Genomic DNA, 3,451 nt, shown 5'->3' on the forward strand with positions numbered 1-3,451 from the left:
ACGCTGCTCTGGACCGGTGAAGCCAAGACAGTCGCACTCGGTCCGCACGCGGGCAACGATTGGGACTTCGTCGCGCTGGTCCATTACCCGTCCGTCTCGGCCTTTCTTGACATGATGACCTCGCAAGCCTACGAGCGCGAAGCCGATCCGCATCGCGTCAACGGCTGCGCCGAGCACGTGATCATTGCGACGAGCGAGGCGTACAGCAAGTTCAAGCCGAAGTAGCAGCGCGTGCACTTTTCCCCTCTCCCCTTGTGGGAGAGGGTGGCTCGCCGCGTAGCGGCGAGACGGGTGAGGGGTCTCTCTCCGCGAGTCCACTCCCAATTGAATGCGCGGAGACAACCCCTCATCCGGCGCTTCGCGCCACCTTCTCCCACAAGGGGAGAAGGGAAGTGCAGCGAGCGCTTCGATGAAGCCGCCTAACTTGCCTGCTTTCGCGACGCCGCGAACACGCCCGCCAGCACCAATGCGAAACCGATGAAGTGGAACGCCTGCGGGTGCTCGCCCAGAAACGCCATCGCCATGATCGAGCCGAACACCGGCACGACGTGGAAGAACGGTGCGGCGCGGTTGGCGCCGATCAGGCGCACGCCGCGATTGAAGCAGAGATAGGCGAGCGTCGAGGGAAAGACGGCGACGTAGAACAGGGTCAGGAGGTTCGGCCCGTCGAGCTTCATCACCGGGCGAGCGGACAGTTCCCAGATCTCCAGCGGAATGAGACAGGCGGCGCCGCAGCCGAAGGTGAAGGCGAGGAACGAGAGGCCGTGCATCGGCGGCCGCCTCAGTGACAGCACCGAATAGAGCGCGAAGATCAGGAGCGCGAGCAGGAAGATCAGGTCGCCCTTGTTGAAGTCGATGCTCGACAGCGTGGTGAAATCGCCGTGCAGCAGGATGGTCAGCACGCCGCACATCGACAGCAGCACGCCGAAGGCCTGCGCGGCGGTGAGACGAATGCCGAGGATGACCAGCGACCACAACGCCACCAGCAGCGGCGCGGCCGACTGCAGCAGCAGCGTGTTGAGCGCCTGGGTGTGCTCCAGCGCCCAATATTGCAGCGTGTTGAAGGCGCCGATGCCGGTGACCGAGAGCGTGACCATCAGGCCGAGCTTGCCGCGGATCGCCGGCCAGTCCTGCACGAGGTGCTTGAAGGCGAACGGCAGCACCAGCAGGAAGGCAAAGAACCAGCGCAGGAACGACAGCGTCACCGGCGGAATGTGGCCGGCAGCGAGCCGCCCGACGATGGCGTTGCCGGCCCAGCACAGCGCGGTGATGCTGAGCAGCAGGTAAGGCTGGTTGGCGATCCAGCTGTGGCCGGATGTTTCCGCGGGCGTGGTCTGGCCGGTGGCGGACATTGTGATGGTTGAGCCCCGCGTCGAGTACGCCGAGCCTTCCGGCCCGGCGAGGTCCGGGCCGGCTGATCACCCGGCAGGTCCAAAGACACGGAAAACCAGGTTGCATCAACGGGGACGGGCGCATCGCGACCATGCTGGCGGCGAAGGCGGCCTCTCCCGCTTTGGTCGAAGCTGTTGCGCCGGCCCGCCAGGGTTCGGGATTTTCCGCGGATATCAAGGGCTTGGACCGGACGTTGGACCCCGAAAAAGCCCCGTTCTTGCTTGCCTAGAAGGGCTGCTTCCTTTATCCGGTTGGCTGCCTTGCGTGCGGGCGGCTCCGGCTGCCGATTGGGCTGGGCGCAGGCGTGATCCCGGAAAAGTGGGCACCGGTTTTCCGCGAGGATCATGCCTTCTAGAGACAGATTGAACAGGATTACCCGCGAATGGCCAATGTTGTCGTCGTCGGCGCCCAATGGGGCGACGAAGGGAAGGGCAAGATCGTCGACTGGTTGTCGGAGCAGGCGGATATCGTCGTCCGCTTCCAGGGCGGCCACAATGCCGGCCACACGCTGGTGATCAACGGCAAGACCTACAAGCTCGCGCTGCTGCCCTCCGGCGTGCTGCGCGAGGGCAAGCTGTCGGTGATCGGCAACGGCGTCGTGTTCGATCCCGCCGCTTTCCTCGACGAGGTCGCCAGGCTCAGGTCGCAGGGCGTCGATGTCGGCCCCGACAATCTGCGTGTCGCGGAAAACGTCACGTTGATCCTGCCGCTGCACCGCGAGCTCGACGCGCACCGCGAATCCGCCAGCGCCGCGACTGCGATCGGCACCACCCGCCGCGGCATCGGGCCGGCCTATGAAGACAAGGTCGGCCGCCGCGCCATCCGCCTGATGGATCTGGCCGATCATCAGACGCTGCCACACAAGATCGACCGCCTGCTGGCGCACCACAACGCGCTGCGCCGCGGCCTCAACCTGCCGGAATTCGACGGCGCGGTGATCCTGAAGGAGCTGATGGCGATGGCGCCGCAGCTGCTGCCCTATGCCGAGACGGTCTGGCGGCTGCTCGATATCGAGCGGCGCGCCGGCAAGCGCATGTTGTTCGAGGGCGCGCAAGGCGCGCTGCTCGACGTCGACCACGGCACCTATCCCTACGTCACCTCGTCCAACACGGTGGCGGCGCAGGCCGCGACCGGCGCCGGCCTCGGGCCAGGCGCGGTCGGCTACGTGCTCGGCCTGTGCAAGGCCTACACGACCCGCGTCGGCCAGGGCCCGTTCCCGACCGAGCAGGACAACGAGATCGGCCGCAAGATCGGCGAGCGCGGCCGCGAGTTCGGCACCAATACCGGCCGTCCGCGCCGCTGCGGCTGGTTCGACGCCGTGCTGGTCCGCCAGGCGGTTCGGACCTGCGGCATCAATGGCCTGGCGCTGACCAAGCTCGACATCCTCGACGGCTTCGATTCAATCGAGGTCTGCACCGGCTACAAGCTCGACGGCAAGGAGATCGACCATTTCCCGGCCGGCGAGGGCGCGCAAAGCCGGGTCGAGCCGATCTACGAGACCATCGAGGGCTGGAAGGAGCCGACCGCCAATGCGCGGTCCTGGGCCGACCTGCCGGCGCAGGCCATCAAATATGTCCGGCGGATCGAGGAATTGGTGGGATGTCCGGTCGCGCTGCTTTCCACCAGCCCGGAACGCGAAGATACTATCCTGGTGCAAAATCCGTTTGAGGCTTAACGATATCTTACCGGGACGCGCGTATAGTTGAGTAGAAATGGCTGATTACTATCCGCTGATCGCCCGCGCTATTGCCGCCCTGGACCCCAACGCTCCCGGCGAAAGCCGTCGCGCGCTCTATGAACGGGCGCGCACGGCCCTGATCGCGCAGCTGCGCAGCGTGCAGCCGCCGCTCTCCGAATCCGAGATCACCCGGGAACGGCTGTCGCTGGAGGAGGCCGTCCGCAAGGTCGAATCGGAGGCCGCCCAGCGGGCCCGCGAGGCCTCGCGTCCCGGTGGCGCCGCCCGCTCCGGCTCGAGTGGCGATGCCTTCCGCCGCGCCAGCACCCGTGCCACCGAGGCGAGCCCGGCTGCGGCTCCGCCGCGCACGCGTCCGGCCCCGAC

General features: G+C 66.6%; 2 protein-coding genes and 2 pseudogenes. 3 read left to right on the forward strand and 1 reads right to left on the reverse strand.

Features of this window, described 5'->3' with window-relative positions:
• A pseudogene (locus I6F21_RS37310) lies at positions 1–225 on the forward strand (DUF1330 domain-containing protein); the annotation flags it as partial.
• Positions 226–419: 194 nt separating this feature from the next.
• On the opposite strand, the gene I6F21_RS37315 reads toward I6F21_RS37310, so the two are convergent.
• The gene (locus I6F21_RS37315) at positions 420–1,352 is read right to left on the reverse strand and encodes a DMT family transporter (RefSeq protein ID WP_035998893.1); all 933 of its coding nucleotides are present in this window, start codon (positions 1,350–1,352) and stop codon (positions 420–422) included.
• Positions 1,353–1,774: 422 nt separating this feature from the next.
• Between I6F21_RS37315 and I6F21_RS37320 the strand changes: the two genes are divergently transcribed.
• On the forward strand, positions 1,775–3,067 hold the full coding sequence (locus I6F21_RS37320; protein ID WP_057028019.1) for an adenylosuccinate synthase: 1,293 nt from the start codon (positions 1,775–1,777) through the stop codon (positions 3,065–3,067).
• 37 nt (positions 3,068–3,104) lie between these two features.
• Positions 3,105–3,451 (forward strand): annotated as a pseudogene (locus tag I6F21_RS37325) (hypothetical protein); the annotation flags it as partial.

This window comes from Bradyrhizobium sp. NBAIM03, assembly GCF_020194055.1.
Lineage (GTDB): Bacteria > Pseudomonadota > Alphaproteobacteria > Rhizobiales > Xanthobacteraceae > Bradyrhizobium > Bradyrhizobium yuanmingense.